The sequence below is a fragment of the Kitasatospora sp. NPDC059812 genome, assembly GCF_042732075.1.
Taxonomy (GTDB): Bacteria; Actinomycetota; Actinomycetes; order Streptomycetales; family Streptomycetaceae; genus Kitasatospora.
Map to the genome: position 1 here is coordinate 1 of NZ_JBHWIO010000166.1, position 5,510 is coordinate 5,510.

7 protein-coding genes are annotated in these 5,510 nt (G+C 74.7%); 4 read left to right on the forward strand and 3 right to left on the reverse strand.

The genetic code is table 11. The features are described from left to right. Nucleotides 1-144 precede the first annotated feature (144 nt). Nucleotides 145-738, reverse strand: coding sequence for an ECF RNA polymerase sigma factor SigK (gene sigK, locus ACFV6D_RS38530; protein ID WP_380563390.1), 594 nt, complete (start codon nucleotides 736-738; stop codon nucleotides 145-147). 365 nt (nucleotides 739-1,103) lie between these two features. On the opposite strand from sigK, the gene ACFV6D_RS38535 reads away from it, so the two are divergent. The 4 genes from ACFV6D_RS38535 to ACFV6D_RS38550 all read left to right on the forward strand — a co-directional run bounded on the left by ACFV6D_RS38535 (nucleotide 1,104) and on the right by ACFV6D_RS38550 (nucleotide 3,955). Then, nucleotides 1,104-1,643: a SigE family RNA polymerase sigma factor gene (locus ACFV6D_RS38535; protein ID WP_380563392.1), complete on the forward strand. Its 540-nt coding sequence runs from the start codon at nucleotides 1,104-1,106 to the stop codon at nucleotides 1,641-1,643. Then, nucleotides 1,643-2,263, forward strand: coding sequence for a PASTA domain-containing protein (locus ACFV6D_RS38540; protein ID WP_380425575.1), 621 nt, complete (start codon nucleotides 1,643-1,645; stop codon nucleotides 2,261-2,263). Before ACFV6D_RS38535 ends, ACFV6D_RS38540 begins: the two co-directional genes overlap by 1 nt. A 216-nt stretch (nucleotides 2,264-2,479) precedes the next feature. Further along, the gene (locus tag ACFV6D_RS38545) at nucleotides 2,480-3,112 is read left to right on the forward strand and encodes a carbonic anhydrase (protein WP_380346261.1); all 633 of its coding nucleotides are present in this window, start codon (nucleotides 2,480-2,482) and stop codon (nucleotides 3,110-3,112) included. 201 nt (nucleotides 3,113-3,313) lie between these two features. Then, nucleotides 3,314-3,955: a flavin reductase family protein gene (locus ACFV6D_RS38550; protein WP_380346260.1), complete on the forward strand. Its 642-nt coding sequence runs from the start codon at nucleotides 3,314-3,316 to the stop codon at nucleotides 3,953-3,955. 156 nt (nucleotides 3,956-4,111) lie between these two features. On the opposite strand, the gene ACFV6D_RS38555 is transcribed toward ACFV6D_RS38550, so the two are convergent. Further along, a complete protein-coding gene (locus tag ACFV6D_RS38555; protein ID WP_063352908.1) occupies nucleotides 4,112-4,618 on the reverse strand; it encodes a DUF6882 domain-containing protein in 507 nt (168 codons plus the stop codon). 101 nt (nucleotides 4,619-4,719) lie between these two features. Next, the gene (locus tag ACFV6D_RS38560) at nucleotides 4,720-5,307 is read right to left on the reverse strand and encodes a hypothetical protein (RefSeq protein WP_063352909.1); all 588 of its coding nucleotides are present in this window, start codon (nucleotides 5,305-5,307) and stop codon (nucleotides 4,720-4,722) included. Between the last annotated feature and the right edge of the window lie 203 nt (nucleotides 5,308-5,510).

A 5,510-nucleotide genomic window follows, 5' to 3' on the forward strand; every position in this document is an offset into this window, starting at 1 on the left:
TATCTGACGGCCCCCGCGCGCCCCCCCCCCGCCGCCCCCCCCCCCCCCCCCCCCCCCCCGCGCCCCGCCCCCCCCCCCCCGCCGCCCCCCCCCCCCCCGGCCCCCCACCACGGCCGCGGGCCCGAGGGGAATATGTAGGTCGGTCTACAGATTCGGCAGGCAGGTGCGGGCGCAGGGCTGTGCCGGGTGGGGTGGGGGGTCGGCGAGTTGGGTGCGCAGGCGTAGCAGGGCGTCGCGGATGCGGGTCTTGACGGTGCCGAGGGGGGCGCCGAGGGCTTCGGCGGCCTGGGCTTGGGTGCGGCCGCCGTAGTAGACCAGCAGCAGGCATTCGCGCTGGACGTCGGTGAGGGAGGCCAGGGCGCGGCGGACCCGTTCGCGTTCCCGGCGGCGGTCCAGGTCGCGTTCGACCTGGTCGGCGACCTCGTCGAAGACCGGGGTGTAGGCGCGCAGGGCGGCGGTGCGGTCGCGGTCGGCGGTGGCCTGGGCGGAACGGACCCGGTCGACGGCGCGCCGGTGGGCGAGGGTGAGCATCCAGGGCAGGACCTCGCCGCGCTCGGGGCGGTAGCGCGCCGCCTCCCGCCACACCTGGAGGAACACCTCCTGGGTGACCTCCTCGGCCTGGGCGTGGTCGCGCAGCACCCGCAGCACCAGGCCCAGGACGGTTCCGGCGGTGGCGGCGTACAGCTCCTCGAAGGCCCGCTCGTCGCCGCCGGCCACGCGTGCCGCCAGGGTGCGCAGCCCGGCCTGCCCGCCGTCGCCCGGGTCGGTGCCGGAAGGTTCGGTGCCAGGGGTCTCGCCTGCCGGGGGCCGGGGTGCCGGGGGCCGGGTGGCCGGCCGGTCGATCAGTGCGTGCACACGGCGACCGTCTCGGAGCGGCCACCGCCTGGGCTACTCGCATCGTTTGCGCATCGTTGTGCCCGCGCGTGTGCCCGCGCGCGCTCCCCGGGCTGCCGCGGTGGTCCGGCCCGTCCGGCCTCGAAGCGTTGTGAGCCGCGTCACTTTCGCGGTGGCGGTGCAGCAGGGCGGTGCCGGGGTCCGTCATGGGGGCGAAGGTGACGGCGGAAGAGTGAGAAGAGTGAAGAGAGCGAGGGCGGCGGGTGAGGCTGCGCAGGGCCAGTCCCGGGATCGACTTCGTCGAGTTCGTACAGCAGCGTTCGGGCGCGCTGTTCCGGACGGCGTACGTGCTCACCGGGGACGCACACACCGCGGAGGACCTCGTCCAGGAGGCGCTGGAACGGTCCTGCCGCAACTGGCGGCGGGTGGCGGCCGCGGAGGCGCCCGAGGCGTACGTGCGCCGGATCCTGGTGAACCTGGCCAACGACCGCTGGCGGCGGCTGAGCCGCTCCGGTGAGCGGCCCGGCGCGGCGCCCGGCGCCGAGCACGCCGACCCGCGCGACGCCTACCGGTCGGTGGAGTTGCGCGCGGAGCTCGTCACGGCGCTGCACACGCTGCCGATGGGGATGCGCACCGTGGTCGTCCTGTACTACCTCCACGACCTGGGGGACCAGGAGATCGCGCAGACGCTGGACATCTCCCCCGGCGCCGTGCGCTCCCAACTCGCCCGCGGCCTCGCGAAACTGCGGGCCGCACTGCCCCGGCAGGACGTCCCGTCCGCGCCGCCGACCTCGCGCGGAGGTGCGTGATGACCCGCTTCCCGTCCCACGATCCCGACCACCCCTCCCCTGGCCCCGGCTCCGCCCCCGACTTCGACCCCGACTTCGACAAGGAACTCCTCGCCGCCATGACCGCATTCGCCGACAACACCCCGGCCCCCGTCATCGACGCCCTCGCCATCCGGCGCACGGTGCGCCGTCGCACCGTGCTCAGCGGCGCGGTGGCGGCGGCCGCGGTGGTCGCCATCGGCACGGGTGCGGCACTGCTCGCGCCGGGTTCGGGTCCGTCGCCCTCCGGCGGCCTGCCCGCGGGCCCCGCGAACGCCTCGGCGCCGATGTCCTCCGGCACGCCCTCCCCCGCCGGGTCCGCTCCCGCGCCCGGGCCCTCGATGGCCTTCGGCACCCCCACGCCGCCGCCGATGCAGCCGACCGACGGGGTGCAGGTGAGTGTGCCGCCGGTCGCCAATCTGGCCAAGGACGCGGCCATCAGGGCGCTGGAGACGGCGGAACTGCGCTACGAGGTGCACGAGTTCACCGACTGGAACGTGCCCGCCGGGTCGGTCATCAACTCCGTGCCGCAGGCCGGCCACACCGTACCTGCGCACTCGACGGTCCAGGTGTTCGTCTCCAAGGGCAGGCCGGGCCGATGACCGGCACTGTCGCGTCCAACGCCGCTACGCAAGCTGCGAGTTGACGATATCCTCCGGCCTCCCGCCACACGGGCGGCGAAGCGGCCGGGCAAGGCCGTGCGCAGCAGGGTGGGCGGGCCGTGGACTGGGCCGGCCGGGTGAGGAGCGACGCGGTGGCGGCCCCCTGCCCCGGCCCCCCTGCTGCGGGCCCCACCTGCGGCGATCTAGGGTGCAGGCATGATCTCCTCACCGATATCCGGCCCCGACCAGGCGATGCGGGTGCTGATGGAGGGCAATGCCCGTTTCGTCGCGGGCAGCCCGGAGCACCCCAACCAGGACGCCGGGCGCAGAGCCGCCCTCGCGCCGGCGCAGCGGCCCTTCGCGGTGCTGTTCGGCTGTTCGGACTCCCGGCTGGCGGCCGAGATCATCTTCGACCGGGGGCTGGGCGACCTGTTCGTGGTGCGGACGGCCGGGCACGTCACCGGGGCGGAGGCGCTGGGCAGCATCGAGTACGGGGTGAGCGTGCTGGAGTGTCCGCTGGTGGTGGTACTGGGGCACGACTCGTGCGGCGCGGTGGGCGCGGCGATCGAGGCGCTGGACCAGGGGCGGCTGCCGGGCGGCTTCGTGCGGGACGTGGTGGAGCGGGTCACCCCGAGCGTGGTGTCGGCCCGGGCCGCGGGCATCGAGGACCCGGACGGGATCGTCGACGAGCACATCCGCCAGACCGTGGACCTGCTGCTGGAGCGTTCCCAGCTGCTGGCCGCCAAGGTGGCCGAGGGCTCGGCGGCCGTCGTGGGCCTGTCCTACCGGCTGCGCGACGGCCAGGCCCGTACGGTGGCCGCTCGCGGTGCGGTCAGCGCCGCGTTCTGACCGTCGGCCCGTACGGGTGCTGAACCCGCCCGTACGGCCGAACCGGCGCGTAGGGCCGGCCAACGTAGGGCCGTCTGCCCCCGCCGGGGCCGGGAACGCCGGGGGCCGGGAACGCCGTGTCCGATCACCGCCAGCGCCCTCTCCCGGGCGGGGGCAGAGTCGGAGGCCGGCAACGGTTTCCCACTCAAGGACGGCATTCCCGTGCACAAGGCCACCGATCTCAAGGTCCTCTACTTCGGCACCCCGGTGGTGCTGATCAGTTCGCGCAACGAGGACGGCGGCGCCAACCTGGCGCCGATGTCCTCGGCGTGGTGGCTGGGGCAGTCCTGCGTGCTGGGCCTCGGCAACACTGCCCAGACCGCTGTCAACCTGCGGCGCGAGGGCGAGTGCGTGCTCAACCTGCCCTCCTCCGGGCAGGTGGACGCCGTCGACGCCCTCGCGATGCTGACCGCCAATCCGGATCTGACCGAGCGCCGGCGCCAGCAGGGCTACCGCTTCGAGCGGGGCAAGTTCGCCGCCGCCGGGCTCACCGAGCAGCCGTCGGAGCTGGTGCGGGCGCCGCGCGTCGCCGAGTGCCCGGTCCAGTTGGAGTGCCGGTTGGAGGCGGCCACGCCGCTGGCGGGCAACCCGCAGTGCACCGCTTTCGAGGTCACCGTGGTGCGCGCGCACGTCGAGGAGCGCCTGCTCGTGCCCGGCACGGACCACTACGTGGACCCGCTCGGCTGGGATCCGCTGATCATGAAGTTCTGCGAGTTCTTCGGCGACGGGCGCCGGCTCGCCCCCTCCCGCCTTGCCGAGGGTTGGCAGATGCCGGGCCGCCTGCCCGCCAGCGTCCGGGCCTGACGCCCCGCCGCAGGTCCGCGAGCCCCCGCCGCCCGCCCGGCCGCCCGGCCGCCCGACGAGCCGCCCGCCTACCCGACCACCCAGCCGAGCAGCCGTCCGCCCGGCCGACCACCCAGCCGAGCAGCCGTCCGCCCGGCCGACCGTCCGTCCGACCGCCTAGTCGGCCGCCGCGGCGGGCACCAGGTCGTGGAGCAGGAAGTGGAGCTCGGTGTCGTCCGTCGACTCCATCCACAGCCCGTCGGCGTCGAGCACCGAGGCCGCGACCACCCGTGCCTCGGCGACGAGTTCGGGGTGGGAGTCGAAGCCCGGCCACGGCAGGACGGGGAAGTCGTTGTCCTCGCCGAAGCGCCGCACCTGTTCGATGTCGCCCAGGACGGCGGGCGGCAGCGACTCGTTCGCCCAGGACCACAGCCAGGTCTGCCGGGCGAGGCTGACGCTGCCGATCATCGTGAGCCGGCCGGTGAGGAACACCTCGCTCTTGCGCGACCACTTCCTCTTGCGCGACCAGGTGATCCGCGCGTCGTCCATCGACCAGTGGTACTGCACGTCACCTGACAGTCCGAAGCGCTCGACCATGAGGGCCTGCCGCGCGCGGGCACGTTCGCGGGCCGCGATCACGACGCCCTCCCACCGGGAGTGGTCGTGCTTCGAGTGGTCGTCCACCGTGCCTCCTCGTACGGAACTGCCGGCAAGATCATCCCATCCGGCCTGCTGCTCCGTCCGGGCCCGTCGGCCCCACCCCGGCGTGATCCGGAAGAGAGCCCCTACGCGCTGGCGCCGCAGGAGTCGCAGATGCGGGTGGCGGGCAGTTGGAGGAAGCAGGAGGGGCAGATCGCCGGGGGGCGGGGCGGGGTGGCGGCGGCCGCCTTGCGGTTGACGGCCGCTTGCAGGCGCGGGGCCAGGGCGGGGGTGCCGCCGTCGGCGGGCAGTTGGGCGCCGAAGTGCCGGTAGCAGGCGAGGCGGGCGGCGGCGGCGTGGTGTTCGCGGTCCATGTCCGCTGCGAGCGGCGGCTGTCCGGCCACGGCCAGTACTTCCTGGTAGCCGACGCCGACCATGCCGTCGGTGGAGTGGACCACCAGTGCGGTCAGCGGCGGGTCCCCGCGGCGGTGTGCCTCGCGCACCACCAGGGCCAGGACTTTGCCGATCCAGGTGCGCTGGTGCACCCGGGTGCGCACTCCGGCCGCCTCCTGGACGGTCTCGGCCAGTTCGGAGTAGGTGATCACCGCGTGGTAGCGGCGGGCCACGTCCACCAGGGCCGGGTAGGCGGCCCTGGTCCAGGCGACCTGGGCCTGGGTGGAGCTGACCGCCGAACCGTCCGCGACCCGCCAGTAGCCGCGCTGTTGCTGTTCCATTCGACCGCCCCTGAAACCTCGTCCGCCGGCCCCCGCCGGGAGCGAGGCTACCCCGCCCTGTGGCGCCCCGGGCCGCCGGGGGCTTGACTTCAAGTGCTGTTGAAGTCGTCGAATAGTCCCGACCGCAGCCGTACGGGCATCGCGGTCGATGCCCCGCCCGTACGGAACGACCCGGGTCCGGGGCCGCCTGCTTCCCGATCGCG